Source organism: Corynebacterium sp. UMB8791 (assembly GCF_054166365.1).
Genome location: NZ_JBSZCG010000083.1, coordinates 1 through 311, shown reverse-complemented (window position 1 = coordinate 311; position 311 = coordinate 1). Strand labels below are relative to the sequence as shown.

Annotated in this window: 1 protein-coding gene; it reads left to right on the top strand. The window is 28.3% G+C overall.

What is annotated here, in order from left to right; genetic code table 11:
- Nucleotides 1-63: 63 nt before the first annotated feature.
- A partial coding sequence (locus tag ACXIUA_RS02380) for a hypothetical protein (RefSeq protein WP_457976008.1) occupies nt 64-311 on the top strand: 248 nt, incomplete at its 3' end.

Below are 311 nucleotides of genomic sequence, written 5' to 3'. Positions count from 1 at the left end.
GATAAATAAAGCGTTAATAGACGAGCGTAAAAGTACATTTAAGGTATTAGAAGGTGGAAAGTAATGGATAAACAAGAAATAGGAAAATCAAATTTTTTGGATGAATATAGAAAAGCTGGTTGGAAACTATGTTCGAAAATTCTTGGCATAAAAGAAGAGGAGAAAAAAACAATGAATAAACAATATAGTATTGAATGGTTTGAATTTACTGATAATATTGCTGAAAAATTAAATGAACTATCAAAAACATATGCAATATGCGATGTTAAATATTTTGTGACTTGGTCGCCAAATATGGCATACGATAAAAC